The organism is Acinetobacter harbinensis, assembly GCF_000816495.1.
Classification (GTDB): domain Bacteria; phylum Pseudomonadota; class Gammaproteobacteria; order Pseudomonadales; family Moraxellaceae; genus Acinetobacter; species Acinetobacter harbinensis.
Genome location: NZ_JXBK01000001.1, coordinates 1184629 through 1199944, shown reverse-complemented (window position 1 = coordinate 1199944; position 15316 = coordinate 1184629). Strand labels below are relative to the sequence as shown.

The 15316-nt window shown below is 41.3% G+C and carries 17 protein-coding genes; 7 read left to right on the top strand and 10 right to left on the bottom strand.

Annotated features, from left to right (window positions below; all coding sequences use genetic code 11):
- Positions 1–129 precede the first annotated feature (129 nt).
- Together SE27_RS05600 and nth are read left to right on the top strand one after the other, a co-directional pair.
- Positions 130–924, top strand: a complete 795-nt coding sequence (locus SE27_RS05600; RefSeq protein WP_039621597.1) for an RnfABCDGE type electron transport complex subunit B — start codon at positions 130–132, stop codon at positions 922–924.
- Between the two features lie 2 nt (positions 925–926).
- Positions 927–1622, top strand: a complete 696-nt coding sequence (gene nth, locus SE27_RS05595; RefSeq protein WP_039621594.1) for an endonuclease III — start codon at positions 927–929, stop codon at positions 1620–1622.
- Positions 1623–1631: 9 nt separating this feature from the next.
- Here the strand turns inward: nth and SE27_RS05590 are convergent, their stop codons facing one another.
- The 4 genes from SE27_RS05590 to SE27_RS05575 form a co-directional block, all read right to left on the bottom strand.
- Complete coding sequence (locus SE27_RS05590) at positions 1632–1820, bottom strand: hypothetical protein (protein WP_039621592.1); 189 nt, start codon at positions 1818–1820, stop codon at positions 1632–1634.
- 99 nt (positions 1821–1919) lie between these two features.
- Entirely contained in the window at positions 1920–2579 is a 660-nt protein-coding gene (gene adk / locus SE27_RS05585) for an adenylate kinase (protein ID WP_039621591.1), read from the bottom strand.
- An 84-nt stretch (positions 2580–2663) separates the two neighbouring features.
- Positions 2664–3980: a hypothetical protein gene (locus tag SE27_RS05580; protein ID WP_039621589.1), complete on the bottom strand. Its 1317-nt coding sequence runs from the start codon at positions 3978–3980 to the stop codon at positions 2664–2666.
- Positions 3981–4045: 65 nt separating this feature from the next.
- Positions 4046–4570 carry a hypothetical protein gene (locus tag SE27_RS05575; protein WP_039623837.1) on the bottom strand — a complete coding sequence of 175 codons (525 nt, stop codon included), beginning with the start codon at positions 4568–4570 and terminating at the stop codon, positions 4046–4048.
- A 231-nt stretch (positions 4571–4801) separates the two neighbouring features.
- On the opposite strand from SE27_RS05575, the gene mrdA reads away from it, so the two are divergent.
- Positions 4802–6811 (top strand): penicillin-binding protein 2, encoded by a 2010-nt coding sequence (gene mrdA, locus SE27_RS05570; RefSeq protein ID WP_039621587.1) that lies wholly within the window; start codon positions 4802–4804, stop codon positions 6809–6811.
- Between the two features lie 4 nt (positions 6812–6815).
- Complete coding sequence (gene rsmD, locus SE27_RS05565) at positions 6816–7373, top strand: 16S rRNA (guanine(966)-N(2))-methyltransferase RsmD (RefSeq protein WP_039621585.1); 558 nt, start codon at positions 6816–6818, stop codon at positions 7371–7373.
- A gap of 101 nt (positions 7374–7474) precedes the next feature.
- Here rsmD and SE27_RS05560 read toward each other — a convergent pair whose 3' ends face one another.
- A complete protein-coding gene (locus SE27_RS05560; RefSeq protein ID WP_081406879.1) occupies positions 7475–7672 on the bottom strand; it encodes a hypothetical protein in 198 nt (65 codons plus the stop codon).
- Positions 7673–8077: 405 nt separating this feature from the next.
- Here SE27_RS05560 and SE27_RS05555 point away from each other — a divergent pair, with 405 nt between their 5' ends.
- Positions 8078–8407, top strand: coding sequence for a hypothetical protein (locus SE27_RS05555; protein ID WP_039621583.1), 330 nt, complete (start codon positions 8078–8080; stop codon positions 8405–8407).
- A gap of 212 nt (positions 8408–8619) precedes the next feature.
- Here SE27_RS05555 and SE27_RS05550 read toward each other — a convergent pair whose 3' ends face one another.
- A complete protein-coding gene (locus tag SE27_RS05550) occupies positions 8620–9207 on the bottom strand; it encodes a 1-acyl-sn-glycerol-3-phosphate acyltransferase (RefSeq protein WP_039623835.1) in 588 nt (195 codons plus the stop codon).
- Between the two features lie 294 nt (positions 9208–9501).
- Here SE27_RS05550 and SE27_RS05545 point away from each other — a divergent pair, with 294 nt between their 5' ends.
- Together SE27_RS05545 and SE27_RS13525 are read left to right on the top strand one after the other, a co-directional pair.
- Positions 9502–9969: a copper resistance protein NlpE gene (locus SE27_RS05545; protein ID WP_039621581.1), complete on the top strand. Its 468-nt coding sequence runs from the start codon at positions 9502–9504 to the stop codon at positions 9967–9969.
- Between the two features lie 271 nt (positions 9970–10240).
- Positions 10241–10960, top strand: a complete 720-nt coding sequence (locus tag SE27_RS13525) for a copper resistance protein NlpE N-terminal domain-containing protein (RefSeq protein ID WP_052251708.1) — start codon at positions 10241–10243, stop codon at positions 10958–10960.
- 69 nt (positions 10961–11029) lie between these two features.
- On the opposite strand, the gene groL is transcribed toward SE27_RS13525, so the two are convergent.
- From groL to SE27_RS05520, 4 genes are all read right to left on the bottom strand, one after another.
- Positions 11030–12664, bottom strand: a complete 1635-nt coding sequence (groL, locus tag SE27_RS05535; RefSeq protein ID WP_039621579.1) for a chaperonin GroEL — start codon at positions 12662–12664, stop codon at positions 11030–11032.
- A 71-nt stretch (positions 12665–12735) separates the two neighbouring features.
- On the bottom strand, positions 12736–13026 hold the full coding sequence (locus tag SE27_RS05530) for a co-chaperone GroES (protein ID WP_039621577.1): 291 nt from the start codon (positions 13024–13026) through the stop codon (positions 12736–12738).
- Between the two features lie 174 nt (positions 13027–13200).
- Positions 13201–13986 carry a metallophosphoesterase family protein gene (locus tag SE27_RS05525; RefSeq protein WP_039621576.1) on the bottom strand — a complete coding sequence of 262 codons (786 nt, stop codon included), beginning with the start codon at positions 13984–13986 and terminating at the stop codon, positions 13201–13203.
- Complete coding sequence (locus SE27_RS05520; protein WP_039621574.1) at positions 13967–14905, bottom strand: diacylglycerol/lipid kinase family protein; 939 nt, start codon at positions 14903–14905, stop codon at positions 13967–13969. The genes SE27_RS05525 and SE27_RS05520 overlap by 20 nt, the downstream gene beginning before the upstream one ends.
- Between the last annotated feature and the right edge of the window lie 411 nt (positions 14906–15316).

Genomic DNA, 15316 nt, shown 5'->3' with positions numbered 1-15316 from the left:
GGCACTAAAAACCAGCTAAGCGCGCTTTTACCGCGCAAGATTAAAGCGCAAAATCGTGCTAACATTCAAAAGCTTGATCATTCATCTTTATTCTCTTTTTTTCTGTTTTAAGCAGCATTGGTTTTACACATGAATTTGCAAATCTCCCTCATCCACACAATTGATGCCTTACTGCCGCAAACCCAATGTGGTTTATGTGGACATCGGGATGGATGTTTACCCTATGCAAAATCTATGGCTGAAGGTGAAGCCGCCAATAAGTGTATCCCCGGGGGTCAACCGGTGGCCGATGCTTTAGCACAATTATTACAGCGTCCACGCCTCATTGCCGAAGCCAGTGTCTGGTCGATTCAAAGCGATGGTCGTCCGCAGCGCATGAAAGCCATTATTCGTGAAGATGAATGTATTGGCTGCACCAAATGTATCAGTGCTTGTCCGGTGGATGCCATTATTGGTTCAGGCAAACTCATGCACAGCATCTTAACTGATTTGTGTACCGGCTGTGAGCTCTGTATTGCACCCTGCCCTGTAGATTGCATTGACTTGGTTGAAGATCATCAGGCACTCCCTGACGATGCCTTGCGCATAATAGAACAAAATGACTTACGTCAGCGTTACTATGCCCATATTCAGCGTGAAGAAAAACAACGCAGTAAACGTAAAGGTCCGGTGGTACGTGCCGATATTGATACGGCTTTATTTAGCCAATTTTCAACCTCTAGCTCAACCATCATCTCGCCTGCTGTTGTGCACAATACGCCTGAAACGCTTACGCCAGTCGATGCAAAATCGACCATTGAATTGGCTAAAATTCGAACGCAAATCAAGAAGCTAGAAAAGCAGCTTGGTGTACGTGAAGATGCGCAAAAACGCATGCAATTGGCAGAATACCATCAGCAGTTAATGCTTTTACAAGGAGCATAAACATGGCCGTAAAAAATATGAGCAAAAAGCAAATTCAGCTATTTTTTGAGCGTTTACGTGCACAAAGACCCAGTCCCAAAACTGAACTGAATTATCAAAATCATTTTGAGTTATTGGTGGCCGTTACCTTATCAGCACAAGCCACGGATGTGAGTGTCAATAAAGCCACCGACATACTATTTCCCATCGCCAATACACCAGAAGCTATTTACGCCTTAGGTGTGGAAGGATTAAAAAAATATATTAAAAGTATTGGGCTATATAACACCAAAGCTGAAAATATTATTAAAACCTGCAAAATATTGATCGAGCAGCACAATAGTGTGGTGCCTGATAATCGTGCTGCTTTAGAAGCGCTGCCCGGTGTAGGGCGTAAAACCGCCAACGTGGTGCTCAACACCGCCTTCGGTCAACCCACCATGGCCGTTGATACGCATATTTTTCGAGTCGGTAATCGTACTGGTTTAGCCGTTGGGAAAAATGTACTTGAAGTTGAACATCGACTGCTTAAAGTGATTCCAAAAGAGTTTATGGTCGATGCTCATCATTGGCTGATTTTACATGGACGTTATTGCTGTATCGCACGTAAGCCTAAATGTCAGGAATGTGTGGTGGCGGATGTTTGCCAATGGCCCGATCGTTTTGAATTTGGTGCAATCAAAGGCAGAGCCATCGAAATGCAAGAAGATCTGACCTGAGTTTAGAGTCTATGGCTTATCTTTGGCTTTGGGCTGTAATTTGGGATGTAACTGACGCTGCACGGGTACAGGATTGTGCTTTTTTTCAGCTGCTTCTTGCTTTTGAATGCTGCGTAAAAATTTAAAACTTTGTAGCATTAAAGCCAAGAGTAGTAGACCACAGACCACCACCAACACCATTAAGCCTACTTTCAGCAAAATACGATCCTCAAAATGAACACATAATAAAAGAGCCCTAATATGACTTAGGACTCTTTTAATGTCAAAACATTCACCGCCAGCTTGGCTGGATATGAATTATTTTGCTTGACCTAAAATTGCAAACAAATCAGTTTGAACTTCATCAATTGGACGAAGACCATCTAATTTATTATAGCTTGGCGCATTTTCACCAGACGCTGCACGACTTTGATAGAAACCAACCAATTGCTCAGTTTCGGTATGATATGAACCCAAACGTTTACGAATCGTGGCTTCTTGGTCATCTGGACGTTGCACCAAGTCTTCGCCTGTTTCATCATCTTTACCTTCCACTTTAGGTGGATTATAAATCATATGATAAATACGGCCTGACGCTGCATGCTGACGGCGACCTGACAGACGTTTAACAATTTCTTCATCCGGCACATCAATTTCAATCACGTGATCGATATTAATCCCTTCACTTTCCAATGCTTCTGCTTGTGGAATGGTGCGTGGGAAACCATCAAAAATACAGCCATTTACACAATCGGGTTGAGCAATGCGTTCTTTGACCAAACCAATGATCAGCTCATCAGACACCAAGCCCCCATTATCCATCACGCTTTTAGCTTGAAGACCCAATTCACTACCTTCACGGATTGCAGCACGAAGCATATCACCGGTTGAAATTTGGGGGATATCATAGCGCTTACAGATCAACTGAGCCTGTGTACCTTTACCTGCCCCAGGTGGTCCGAGTAATATAATGCGCATAAAAAAACATCCTCATTTTAACAATGTATATGACACCTTATTCATGTTTTCATCTATCGAATGAACATGCAGTTTGGTATCTAATTATAAGAAAGCCACAAACAAATGTATTGTACCAGCGATAAATCCCGTTACACCGCCCAATAGAATCAAAATCCATTCGTCTTCCTGAAAAGCAGGACGTAATAGGTTCTGAAACTCTCGTGGCGTTAACTCTAAAATACGCTCTCTAAACATTTGATAGATTTTCTGTGCACGGCTTGCATTAAACGCAGGGTCGCATACAGGCACCATCGTAATTTCAATCGAGCGATCGATCAAGTCTGTCTTCAGTTTAGCGTACTCTTTTGGCCCCAATGAAAGCTGTAAAGAGGTTCTAACCAGCGGTGTTTCCATAATTTGATTGATGTGGCGTTTAACGATACGGCGAGTTTTATCTTTCTTCCCGCCATACATCATCTCCGTCATAATCGATTTTAACGTAATTAGGTCTTCTGTGACTACACGTGCAAAAACATCGGACACTTCTTCTTGGCGTTTCATGAATGCGCCTTGAACATTATATGTACCAATACGCGGAATAACCGGTTTTAACCACGGGAACTTACGATCTTGTGTTAAGGCAAAAAACTGCGGATAACGTACAGGGTGCGGCTCAAGCGGATTAAACACCATCCAAATTGCAATCCAGTTGGTTAAGAAGCCCCAAATTGATGCCCAGAACGGAATGGTCCAATGCCAAGGTACCACAAACCAAACAATCATTTGAAAAACACCAAACATCATGCCAATTAATGCGCTGATATGCCAAATAAAGTTAATCTCTTTTTGACCGACTTTAAGAAACATATTGACCATCAAACGTCGATCGCCTTCCATTTGACGCACCACCATGTCACGCATATCTACCAGTGACTCGACGTTCATGGTCAGCTCAGTCACTAAATTTCTTAAAACATCGGGTAATTGCTTATGGGCTTGTGAATAAATACGTCGTTTTAATGAATAAGGCAGGTTTTGCCATAGTGTGGCATTACGCTCCATCATCATTTCATCAATCAGATATTCAAGGTCTAGACCGACTTGTTCGCCAATAATCCGCGCCATATCCTCCGGATCCATTGCATCTAAAAATTCACGCAACGATCCCAGTTTAGACAAAGTGTTGTCGGTGATGATGCCGGAAATACGGCCAGCTTTACGCGGCACAATACCCTGCCAGCCAATAGGCAGTGGGCCTAAATGAAAGCCCCAAAAGGTAATCGGGTAAAAGACCATCTTCAGCGCCATCCATACATGCGCCCAAGTCACAAAAGCAGTCACCGGAATAATGCTAAGTACTGCCCAAAAATCAGGGCGATTCAAGAAGGTTTGCCACAATTCGTTGACGTACTCAAGCATGTATAATATCCATTTTTAATTTTCTAATTACAAAATACTAAATTCTATAAAGTGGGCTATTTTCACTATAAACCGATACTTAGAGTATAGGAAAATTGTAGTCTAGGTTGTATATCGGCCACAACATTGCCTGCACTATCCTCTAATTTTTCACCTGCACCAATGCCCACACTAAAGGTGCTAATACGTTCCGTACTCAATAACACGTAGGCTAAATCGATTCCGCCACCCAGTCTGGCTTTTTCTTCATTATCGACATTTTTACTTTCGATGTGACCAGCATATACACCAACATAATAACCATTGCTGTCTTTACCGGTCAGATGATACGGATAACGAAAGCCGATTTGAGCCGCAGGCGTGTAGTCATCATCAATAAACACCCCTGCTTTGGCATAGGCAATACCGTAAGGATTCACCCATTCAGTATTCAAATGCAGTATTTTTTGCGTAATACCGACTCCAACATTCCATGTCGAGGCACTTTGTGCGGTTAATTTGGCATCTGGTAGATATGGATTTGAATTATCTTGTGCATATACTGCAGACGTTAGCGTAAAAAACGCCAACAAAGAAACGTGTTTGATCATTTTTTTCATTGTGGTCCCTAGTCTTATTTTAATATCGTCCTTTTTCGATTTCGACTTTAGCAGAATTATCCTGACGCTTATAGACTGCGCCTTAGAATTTTAATGTCTGTAAAGTCAAGGTTTAAGTAAAAGCGACTATACTATTCACCCGAACAAATATCAAAAAATGATGACATGCGTTAGAATACAGCATCGGTTTTCACCACTCTCCTGTATCCAAGTCAATCACGTATGAAGCAGCACTTTCCTTTAAAAAATGTTCAGCAAGAAAAGCGCATTTATCGCAATCGTATTTTCATTTCGGTGGGGATTGTCGCCTTCTTTTTACTGCTGTTGATTGTGCGGTATGCTTATTTGCAAATTGCAAATTATGAGACGTTTTCAACCGCATCTGATCAAAACCGTATTCGCCTGCAACCTTTGCCGCCAGCACGGGGTTATATTTATGACCGTAACGGGATTTTATTGGCAGACAATTATCCGGTCTTTTCAGCCACCATGTCACGGGCCGACGTCCAAGATATTGCAAGCACAGTTCAACGTTTAACCCCGCTGCTAAGCTTAAGTGATGACGATATTGACCGTTTTAATGCGCGAATTAAGACCTCTAAAAAAACAGAACGGGTCGCACTTAAATTAAATCTAACCGAAACAGATATTGCTAAATTTAGTGAAGTTAAATTTCAGTTTCCGGGTGTGAATATCGAAACGCAAATGACACGCTATTATCCGCATGGTGAATTATTTGCCCATGTGATTGGTTATGTCGGGCGGATTAATGACAAAGAATTAAAAGAAATTGATAAAGATTTATACGCAGGCACCAACTTAATTGGCAAAATTGGCGTAGAGAAATCGTACGAAGATTTATTACACGGTGTACCGGGAAATGAATCAGTCGAAGCCGATGCGCACGGTAACGTGCTGCGTAATTTAGGCCGTAAAGATCCGGTTCGTGGCAATGATTTATATCTTTCCATTGATTATGGTTTACAAGTGGTGGCCACCGAGCAATTGGTCGGGCATCGCGGTGCCATTGTGGCCATGAATCCACGCACCGGAGAAATTCTAGCGCTGGTGTCTAGTCCAAGCTTTAACCCAAACTTATTTGTAACCGGCATCAGCCATACCGATTATAGTGCGCTACGCGACAATCTGGATCAGCCTTTATACAACCGCGCGGTGCAAGGGGCTTATCCTCCAGGGTCAACCATTAAACCGATGTTTGGTTTAGGCGGTATTCATTATGGTTATGTCGATTGGGCCACGGCTATTTCAGATCCGGGTTATTTTACCTTGCCGGGTGATAGCCATCGTTTTCGCGATCATAAAAAAAGCGGTCATGGCACGGTCAACATGCATAAAGCACAAGTGGTGTCCTGCGATACTTACTTTTATGTGCTGTCCTATCGTATGGGCATTGAAAAAATGAATGCGTGGATGCGCCAGTTCGGTTTTGGTGAAAAAACCGGCGTCGATTTACCCAGTGAAAGTACCGGTTTATACCCCAATCCTGAATGGAAAATGCGTACTCGAAAGAGTAAATGGCTAAAAGGCGAAACTATTTCGGTCAGTATTGGCCAAGGTGCCTTTACCGCAACGCCCTTACAACTGGGTATGGCAACCGCCATTATTGCCAATCAAGGCGCACATATTACACCGCACGTGCTGCGTGAAAGTCATGGCGCGAAACCCTATACCGTACACAATGCACCTGATGGCAAAATTCAGTTTAATGGCAAGCCTGAAGACTGGATTAAAATGCGTGATGTGATGGTCGATGTAGTTCAAAGCGGGACAGGCCGTGGTATTCGTACCCCGCTGTATCAAATTGCAGGTAAAACCGGTACCGCACAGGTAAAAAGTATTGCACAAGGCAAACGCTATAACGAATCTTTGCTAACTGAACGACAGCTCGATCATGGTTTATTCGTCGGTTTTGCACCGGCAGAAAATCCAGAAATCGCGATTGCCGTGGTCTGGGAAAATGGTCGTCACGGTGGATCGGCTGCGCAGTTGGCACGTCCAATTTTTGACTATTGGCTGTTGAAAAGTAAAAAAAATCCGATTCTCCCGGCCAACCATCAAATGAGTGGCGGACTGATGACCGCTGGCATTAAACCCGGTGAGCTGCCTAATGATATAGGCACTACTGCTACAGCGACCACATCCACAAATACAGCGCAGCCTGTAAGCCCTCCTCCCATAGCAGCTGCACCCCAACTTGTAGAGAGCGATTAAAGCCATGAAAAATCAACTGCGCATTATTGGTGGGCAATGGAAACGTCGCCAACTGACGTTTACCAGTGCTGAAGGTTTACGTCCAACGCCAGATCGGATTCGAGAGACACTCTTCAACTGGTTAATGTGGGATATTCAAAATGCCAATGTTCTAGACCTATGTACCGGTTCAGGCGCTTTAAGCTTTGAAGCATTGTCCCGTGGTGCCGCGCAAGTGGTGATGATTGAACCGAATCGAATACAAGCTGAATTTCTAACCAATAATTTACAGTTGCTTAAAGTCACCAGTCAACATGCAAAACTCAAAGTCACCACCGCACAACAAGCCCTGCCCAATTTAAAAGAACAGTTTGATGTGGTGTTTTTAGATCCCCCTTATGCTTTAAATTTATGGCAAGAATTGGCTGAATTGGCTGATCCACTGATTCAAAATAATGGTTTTATTTATGTCGAAGCAGATCGTGATTTAACTCAACTACAACTGCCGCGCTCTTGGCAGCAAATTAAAAACACCAAAGCCGGCAGTGTACGTTGTGGGTTGTATCAGAAAATTGCGCTCTAGATTTTAAGGCTAACTTTAACGCCATAAAAAAGGATTTCGAGATGAAATCCTTTGGGTTAAACAAGGTATCTAATTTTAATACTTAGCCAAGATTAACGGATTTAACGGCGATCATGTCGATCTGCATCTCGATCATTCCAATGCGGACGCTGATTGTTGTTCCAATCCCTATCGCCATGTTGTCGATCATAACGTCCATCGCGATCTGAATGGCGATGCTGGTCATCATCATACGGTGAAACCATACAACCGCTTATCGTTACCGCCAACACAGAGAGTAATAGCATTTTTTTCATCATGGTCATCACCTGTTATTGCACTGATCTTAGTATCAAACGATTTGATAGACAGTGAAGTGATTACCTGTTGTAGTCTTGTGATGATTTATTCATATTTTATGCATTGTTAAAAGATCATCATATTGCTTGTTTTATAGATCAGATTGTTCTTGTTTAAATGACACGCTTTGATCAGCATTTTATTCAATCCCAAAACCCTGCTTTAAGCGCTGAATAGATCTTGGTTCGGTAGTTTGATCTTGGCTTTGAGTTAAGTTGAATTGAATATCTTTTAGCAACACAAGCTTAATCCTTTGCGATAAATGATGTTTAATCAAAAAATAGGCAATTAGTTACGTATAACCCTCGGTATGTTGAAAAAAGCTTTATACAATAGCCCATCCTATTTTTTTAATTTTACTTAAAATGAAAAGCTTGATTTTATTGGCAGTAACAGTGTTTATCGGCGGCTGCACATTGGGAACTTCAAGCGAAATTAAACGTGCAGAAAAAATGCTATCGGGCTTTCATTGCAATAAAATTGAAAGCACACAGATGTCGTATAGTTCTATTGTCTCATACCATCAACATGCACTGGCGGCTAGTCATCAAAAAGCCGAAGCCTATGTAAAAAGCTATAAAGCCGGCGAAGAGCTGTTCGATTTACCCTTAACAGATATTATCGAACAACAATATGCAGTGTATCAGGCGGCATGTCAGAGTTTAGGCGGTATCGTGGCCACCACCAATGAATAAAAATATAGACAAAAGCACCCTTAAAAATGCGTGATCTATAATCATGCAACGTCATGTAGATGCGACAAAAATGGATCGTTGATGTGGTGCTAATTTAGGCTAAATCGTCTATGCGATTTTTCTGCTCATCTCAATTCAATCTCGTCATTTTTTATCTATACCATTAGAGCATCAGACAGGAATGACTCCCTGTCTGATATTCAATTGAGTTTTTAATCTTGAGGTGGATAACGCGTATCAATACTGAATTTCTCAGGAAATTTAGCATTAATTTTTGCATAAAAGCCCATGATTTCTGCCATGTCTTGCTCATAATTTCCAGTTGGATAGATAATTTTTCCCACACCGGTCTTTTTTTGCACATAGTCCATATAAGCCAGTGCAATCGGCACACCTGCAGCCAAAGCCACATGATAAAAACCGGTTTTCCATTGTTCTTGTTTGGCCCGTGTGGCTTCTGGGGTCACAATCATCACCAATTTAGGATGAGTTTTAAATAAATCTGTCATGACCTGAACCATACTTAAGTAAGGCTCACCGGGTTTTTTTGGTGCACGATTAATACCTATTCCGCCCATGGCACGAACAAAAGGGCCAAAAGGTAATTTCATATAACTGTCTTTAATGGTTAAGCGCACATTGACCCCTAGCGCCTTTAACGCTAAGCGTGCATATAACGCATCCCAGTTACTGGTATGTGGTGCGGCAATCATCACACATTGCTCTAAATCAAGGGGCCAATGATTGTCAATTTCCCACCCCAGCATCTTCAAACTTTGTTCAGCTAATTTCTCGAACACTAAAAACACCACACCCTAATCAAGTGCGCAGATTCTAACAACACTTTTAAAATAAGAAAGAGCAGCTTGAACAATAAACCATCAATTAATATATAAATGTATAAAATAACTCATGAAGTCTTTAGCGTTTATTTTTCGTTATCACAATCAAAAATTTAGGCAAACTATTAACGCAGCTCCATTTAGACTCATGACGCCAGACAATACCAAAACCAAACAAGACCTCTGTTTAAAAAAAATCACTTTTTCTATAGCCTTAGCTTTTCATTTAAAATACAAATAAGGAATCATGTCGTGAAAAAAACATTATTCATTTTGTCTTTGGCAACTTTAGCTTTAAGCGCATGCAGCAAACCGACCACAGATGCTACACAGGCCAAAACGGCAATTGAACATACAACAACGCCAACAACTAGCACACCGATGACAGATACACCGCAAACAGCATTAGACTGGGCGGGTGAATATAAAGGTATTTTCCCTTGTGCTGACTGCGAAGGTATTGAGATCGAATTAGAATTAAATCCCAACAATCGCTATGAATTAAAAGAAACCTATTTAGGTAAGGGCAAAGAGAACGAATCTAAAGTAAAGGGAACGTTTAGCTTCGATACAAATAATCCTGCGTTAATTAGTTTAGATGCCGCAGGCGATAACCGTAAATTCTTCATTGGTGAAAATTTTGTCGAAGCCCGTGACAAAGTTACCGGAGAAGCGGCACAATCTAAACTCAATTACACACTTCAAAAAGAAATGAAATAGTCAATTCATGCTTCTATTTATTCACCATGATATAAATCATTTAAATTATATGTGACTGTTTAACAACAGGATTTTTTCTGAAAACAAGCCTGAGTTCAGGCTTGTTTGCAAAATTTTATGGGTCGCTTGTTATCATTTGCTACAAATAAATCCGCTATTTCACGCTCAAACACTAGTCAGATGCCTAAATTCTGCTTATGTTTAGCAAAATATTTTTGTGAACTGATTGTCCTTTATGAAAAAAACGATGCTCACTTTTAGCCTTTTTTGCATGTTGGGTTTAAATGGCTGTGATCAATCTAGATCATCTACCGCTCCAGACAACATGCCATCAACTGATCGTGCAGCAACACAGCCCAGTACTAAAATACCGGATTGGATAGCCGACTATAAAGGTTTTATTGCCTGTGAGGATTGTGAAAAAATATTGGTCTCCTTGCAACTGAATAAAGACCACAGCTACACCTTAAAAGAAGTTTATTTTTTTAAACAGCGCATCAAACAAAAACAATCGACCGGAACATTTACTGTTGATCCGCAGGATGCAAATATCCTGCAATTGCTGAATGGCAAAAACAAGAACATGCGCTATTTGTCTATACATCCACAACAAGTGGAGTTTTTAGATCATCATAAACACTCTTTTTTAGAAGCCTCAAAATACAAAATTGCCGCGATACAAAATATTGAAGTGAATAATGCTCTTAAATATGTCGATATACAGGCAGATTTATCCAGTACCGAACAGGTACTTTTAAACAATATACCCAGCACGCAATTAACTTATTTTTTTGAAGTCAATAATCATGCAGAGCATGCACTTAAATTAAGAAATAGCGATATTGTTTTAGTCGATCAACACAACAATGAACATAAAGCCTCTATTCAAGACAGTCCAATAGCGCCCATTGCCTCCAACACGACTCAATATCTATTGGTGTCCTTTACGTATCCAAAAGCCAATACTGCGGCGTATATTAATATTAAATAATGCAAAATAAAGCATAAAAAAATCCCCGCATATTGCGGGGATTTTTTAAGATCGTATGATCTGCATGATTTACATCATACCGCCCATACCACCCATGCCGCCCATATCAGGCATTGCAGATTTGTCTTCTGGTAAATCGGTAATCATACATTCAGTGGTCAGCATTAATGCCGCAATCGATGCTGCATGCTCAAGTGCTGAACGCGTTACTTTGGCTGGATCAAGAATACCCATTTCCAGCATATCGCCATATTCGCCAGTTGCAGCGTTATAACCGAAATTACCGGCACCATTCTTAACTGCATTGATCACCACAGAAGGCTCATCACCCGCATTGGCAACAATTTGACGTAGTGGTGCTTCAATGGCACGGCGTAGAATATTGATACCGGCATTTTGGTCATCATTAATACCGACTAAGCCGTCTAGCGCAGAAGCTGCACGTACTAGCGCAACACCACCACCCGCAACCACACCTTCTTCAACCGCTGCACGGGTTGCATGAAGTGCATCATCTACACGGTCTTTTTTCTCTTTCATTTCAACTTCAGTTGCTGCACCAATTTTGATGACTGCAACACCGCCGGCTAATTTAGCCACGCGTTCTTGAAGTTTTTCTTTATCGTATTCAGATGAAGATTCTTCAATTTGTGCACGGATTTGTTGAACACGTTCTGCAATTTGACCTGCATTACCTGCACCATCAACCAGTACTGTGTTTTCTTTAGACACAGTCACTTTATGTGCTGTACCTAAATGCTCTAAAGAAGCCTGTTCAAGTGACATGCCCACTTCTTCAGAAATAACCGTTGCACCGGTCAAGATTGCGATATCTTGTAACATTGCTTTACGACGATCACCAAAACCAGGCGCTTTAACCGCACAGACTTTAATAATGCCGCGCATGTTGTTTACAACCAACGTAGCCAATGCTTCGCCTTCAACATCTTCAGCAATAATAAGCAGGGGTTTACCTGTTTTAGCAACGGCTTCTAATACTGAAATCAATTCACGGATGTTGCTGATTTTTTTATCCACCAACAAGATGAATGGGCTTTCAAGTTCAGCGGTTAAGGTGTCTTGTTTGTTGGCAAAGTACGGGCTGATATAGCCACGGTCAAACTGCATACCTTCAACCACGTCAAGCGAATCTTCAAAACCTGAACCTTCTTCAACCGTGATTACGCCTTCTTTACCGACGCGCTCCATGGCTTGTGCAATCAATTTACCGACTGTGGTGTCAGAGTTTGCAGAGATTGAACCGACTTGCTCAATGGCTTTGGTATCTGATGCTGGTTTAGCCGTTGCTTTAATATTTTCAACTACAGCACGTACAGCAAGATCAATACCGCGTTTTAAATCCATTGGGTTCATACCCGCAGTTACGGATTTAATCCCTTCATTTAAAATGGCTTGAGCAAGGACGGTTGCAGTGGTTGTACCATCACCAGCGATATCGTTGGTTTTACTTGATACTTCACGAACCAATTGCGCGCCCATGTTTTCAAATTTATCTTGTAGCGTAATTTCTTTTGCAACCGTTACACCATCTTTGGTGATGTGCGGTGAACCGAACGAGCGATCGATCACCACGTTACGGCCTTTAGGGCCTAAAGTCACTTTTACTGCATCTGCCAGTACGTTAACGCCGGCAATCATTTTGCTGCGCGCTGAATCACCAAATTTTACGTCTTTAGCTGACATAACTTACTCCACATATTTTTAATTTTTAAAAAGTTGATTCAATAAAACCGGTTGAATACGTCTTTTAACGATTAACCTTCAAGAACGGCTAAAATATCCGATTCTTTCATAATAAGAAGTTCTTCACCTTGTACTTTTACCGTGGCGCCCGCGTATGTACCAAACAATACTTTGTCGCCAACTTTAACGTCTAAAGCACGCACGCCATTGTCAGTAATTTGGCCATTACCTACGGCAATAATTTCACCTTGAGCCGGTTTTTCAGCTGCAGAACCTGGAAGTAAAATACCACCTGCAGTTTTAGTTTCTTCTTCAACACGACGAATAACAACACGATCATGTAACGGACGAATATTGCTCATTGCAAACTCCAGCAGACTAAGTCTTTATAGTTAGTGAAATGATGATGACTGCATGATTGCAAAGATCATCATCAAAGTAATTCCGATGACACTTTGGTGGGGATGGAAAAAAACGCTTCAAGGGCTAAGCGAAAAAAAAGTGCTGTTTTTTGTCTGCTTTTTAGCCAATTATCATTATTTGCTTATTTGTGCGCTATTTTGTTCATCTAATACAAATTCTTTTTGCGCTTCATCAAAATAATAGTGCTGCACATCGGCGTGATGATCGATGATATTCAGACTGTTCGGCAAGCCGTGATGCAATCGGTAGGAAGTTGCTGTACCGGCATGAATATCCAGTACCGGATGAGGCGCAGCCAAATGATAAATTTGATTTAAATCATAAACTGCCGATTGATGCAGATGGCCATGTAACAAACCATTTAAACCGCTTTGACTCCATAACTCTAATGCCATACGTCCCAGCACAGGACAGTCTTTTACCCCGTGCGGATCGTTCGGTGGCGTATAAAAAGGTTGATGGGCAACCAGCAATTTTATTTTTTCTGCTGGAGCACGCTTTAACGCCTGATCGATCTGTTGAATTTGCTCCAATGAGATATGACCACGGGTGTGATAGCGTCGCCGAATACTGTTTACCCCCACAATATAAAAATGCAGGGTTTCTAAAGTACTTTCCATATTGCCAAAAAACAGTTGATAGCGACGAAATGGACTAAAGACACGATGCCACAATTGGTACAGCGGAATATCGTGATTTCCCGGCACCACCAAATACGGCAGGTTTAGACTCTCTAAAAACTGCTTACAGTCATAAAATTGTGTGTAACGCGCACGCTGGGTTAAATCACCACTCACCACCACCGCTTCAAAGGCATGTTGCTGGCAAAATAAACGAATAGCTGCCATACACGCCGGCTTCTGTGTACCGAAATGCAAGTCAGACAGATGTAGAATCATGCGGCACCATTATGTTTAAGGCATTTTTACGCACTGAAATTTTTAGCGGTGGTCGCATATCAAAAATCTCACCATCCACCGCAACGGTTAATTTGGCACGCTTTGAATGGACCTGAACCTCATCCGCTGCAAAGCTATACACATCGGGTGCATGTTCTAGACCACCGCGCATCAGTTGCCATAATATTTTAAACAAAGTGGCTTTATCACTTTTTGCCACCACCACGCCTGCAACTTTGCCCTGCTCAGCCGCGGCGGCAATCCGTAGATTCATTTCAGCCAATTGCAGTTGATTGTTGCCAAAAAAAATCAGCGGAGTTTTTAGCGGATATTTATTGCCATCCACTTCAAGTTCTAACTTAAGTTCTTTACGATCACGAATCATGACATCTAGCCCTGAGGTATAGGCATTAATGGCAAAGCGGCCAAAACGTTGATTGTATAATTCTCGCCTTTGAATAAATAACGGATATAAACCCAAACTGGCATTGTTTAAATAAATATGCTCATTAATTTGTGCCACATGCACAGCTCGCACTGTACCGGTTGCAATCACCTCGGCCGCTTTTAATACCTCGAGTGGAATATGCAGTAAGCGCGCCACATAGTTAAAAGTACCCAGCGGTAAAATTCCCATCGGAATATCGGTATTCATCAACTTTGCCGCAACTGCATTTAAGGTTCCGTCACCACCTGCGGCCACCACCACACCAAGATCAGAGGCCTGCTGATGACGTGCAATAATACGCTGCATTAACGCGGCAAAGTCGGCTTCGGCACCAATCTCAAAGGCTTGAATTTCATAGCCATAGGCGCTTAAACATACCATGAGGTCTTGATAAATTTGATCTTTATGCGCGACATGAAAACCCGATTTTTCATTATAAATAAGCGACAATGGTTTTAAGTGTTCTGACATTTTCTATACTTTATGAAGTAATTGCTCTAATTTTGTCCAATTTATCAACAATTAAAAGGCTGTTTATGTAAAATTCAGATTTTTAGCATTTGTTTAATCAATAATAGTTCTTATCCACAACTTAAACATAAGTTACTGTTTATTAAAAACATAATCAAAGTAAATATCAACCATCAAAAATTAAAATGTGAAAATTAAAACCAGTAACATAATCTAAGATACTGTTTATATACAATTTTATAAAGCGCATTGTTCTGCTTCACGCCTATTTGGGCTAACGGCTTGGTCTTATTTTTTCCGCGATTTTATGCTTTAATACAGCCACTTTTTTTATATTTTCATCTAGGCGATGTACCCCATTGCCTCGATTGTACTTTGTACATTCTAACTGTACACATTTGAGATAGGCCT

Excerpts from the sequence above, each read along its gene's own strand:
- SE27_RS05580 (WP_039621589.1), bottom strand. The coding sequence starts at position 3,980 with ATGCTTGAGTACGTCAACGAATTGTGGCAAACCTTCTTGAATCGCCCT.
- SE27_RS05555 (WP_039621583.1), top strand. The coding sequence starts at position 8,078 with ATGAAAAGCTTGATTTTATTGGCAGTAACAGTGTTTATCGGCGGCTGC.
- groL (WP_039621579.1), bottom strand. The coding sequence starts at position 12,664 with ATGTCAGCTAAAGACGTAAAATTTGGTGATTCAGCGCGCAGCAAAATG.
- SE27_RS05560 (WP_081406879.1), bottom strand. The coding sequence starts at position 7,672 with ATGATGAAAAAAATGCTATTACTCTCTGTGTTGGCGGTAACGATAAGC.
- SE27_RS05520 (WP_039621574.1), bottom strand. The coding sequence starts at position 14,905 with ATGTCAGAACACTTAAAACCATTGTCGCTTATTTATAATGAAAAATCG.
- SE27_RS13525 (WP_052251708.1), top strand. The coding sequence starts at position 10,241 with ATGTTGGGTTTAAATGGCTGTGATCAATCTAGATCATCTACCGCTCCA.
- mrdA (WP_039621587.1), top strand. The coding sequence starts at position 4,802 with ATGAAGCAGCACTTTCCTTTAAAAAATGTTCAGCAAGAAAAGCGCATT.
- SE27_RS05525 (WP_039621576.1), bottom strand. The coding sequence starts at position 13,986 with ATGATTCTACATCTGTCTGACTTGCATTTCGGTACACAGAAGCCGGCG.
- rsmD (WP_039621585.1), top strand. The coding sequence starts at position 6,816 with ATGAAAAATCAACTGCGCATTATTGGTGGGCAATGGAAACGTCGCCAA.
- nth (WP_039621594.1), top strand. The coding sequence starts at position 927 with ATGGCCGTAAAAAATATGAGCAAAAAGCAAATTCAGCTATTTTTTGAG.
- SE27_RS05530 (WP_039621577.1), bottom strand. The coding sequence starts at position 13,026 with ATGAGCAATATTCGTCCGTTACATGATCGTGTTGTTATTCGTCGTGTT.
- SE27_RS05575 (WP_039623837.1), bottom strand. The coding sequence starts at position 4,570 with ATGATCAAACACGTTTCTTTGTTGGCGTTTTTTACGCTAACGTCTGCA.
- adk (WP_039621591.1), bottom strand. The coding sequence starts at position 2,579 with ATGCGCATTATATTACTCGGACCACCTGGGGCAGGTAAAGGTACACAG.
- SE27_RS05600 (WP_039621597.1), top strand. The coding sequence starts at position 130 with ATGAATTTGCAAATCTCCCTCATCCACACAATTGATGCCTTACTGCCG.